A 1,292-nucleotide genomic window follows, 5' to 3' on the forward strand; every position below is an offset into this window, starting at 1 on the left:
ACTTCCTTATATAATGTATTTAGGTTGTTAAAGGTAACCTATAACCCTTTTTCGACTAAGTATTATTCAGGTTTGCTGTATAATATTGTTATTAGATAGAGTGTACTCGTCACTTCCTTGAGATTTAATCTCGTAATTGAAAGAGTGAGTCCTCTAATCTTTTAACTGTTTACGAATAAGTTAGATGTTGACCCTTTCAGGGTACTTCGTATATACCATAAGGCAGTAACGTTATTAGATTTTGAGGTGTCTATCTAAAATACTTTTTTATGAGGTTCAAATGTTTTATTTAGGTATCGATATTGGCAAAAATACTCATGTTGCTTCATTAGTTGATGACAAGAAAAAGGTTATTTTTAAGGCTTTTTCTTTTTCAAATTCCATTGATGGTGCTGAGAGTTTAATCCTTAAACTAGAAGCTTTCAAAAATGAACTTGAAGTTGCTATGGAAGCTACAGGTCATTATTGGTTATCTCTATACTCATATCTTGTCGAAAAAAACTTTACTGTTCGTGTTATCAATCCAATCCAAACTGACGGTTGGCGACAAGGTATTGAGATTAGAAAGAGAAAAACTGATGTTATTGATTCTCTTTTAATAGCTGATCTTCTTAGATATGGAGATTTCGTTGAGACTTCGCTTTCTAATGAAGATTATTTGTCTTTGAGAAATCTTTCCAGATTTAGGTCTTACCTCATTTCTTCAATTGGCGATCTTAAAAGAAAAACTATTGCACTTTTAGATCAAGTTTTTCCTGAATATGCCTCTTCTTTTAGTAATATTTTTGGGAAGACTTCTAAGGAAATTCTTTCAAATTTCTCTACTCCTTCTGATTTTGAGGATATTAATTCTGATGATTTGAATACTTTTCTTGAATCTGTTTCTAAGAAAAACTATGCTTCTAAGAAGATTGATGAGCTTTCTAAAAAGGCTTCTTCTTCTTTTGGTATTAATTTCTGTCTGGATTCATTTAGTCTTCAGATCAAAATACTTATTGAGCAAATTTCTTTTATTCAAAAGCAGGTTTCTGATGTTGAAAATGAAATTGAACTATTGCTTGAAAAACTTAATTCTCCAATTACTACTATTCCAGGTATCGGTTCTGTTAATGCAGCTACTATATTAGGTGAGATTGGAGATATTAAAAGATTTTCTAATCCTTCTAAACTTGTCGCTTATGCTGGTTTGGATGCTAGCGTTTCTCAGTCTGGAGAATATGAATCTACTTACAATCATATGAGTAAAAGAGGTTCTCCTTACTTAAGGCGTGCTCTTTTTCAATCCGCTCTTA

1 protein-coding gene is annotated in these 1,292 nt (G+C 31.7%); it reads left to right on the forward strand.

Annotated elements, in window-relative coordinates; genetic code table 11:
• Positions 1–280: 280 nt before the first annotated feature.
• On the forward strand, positions 281–1,292 hold a 1,012-nt coding region (locus ACU68Y_RS08995), incomplete at its 3' end, for an IS110 family transposase (RefSeq protein WP_446765340.1).

It is taken from the genome of Finegoldia sp. P1-F-LS (genome assembly GCF_052932205.1).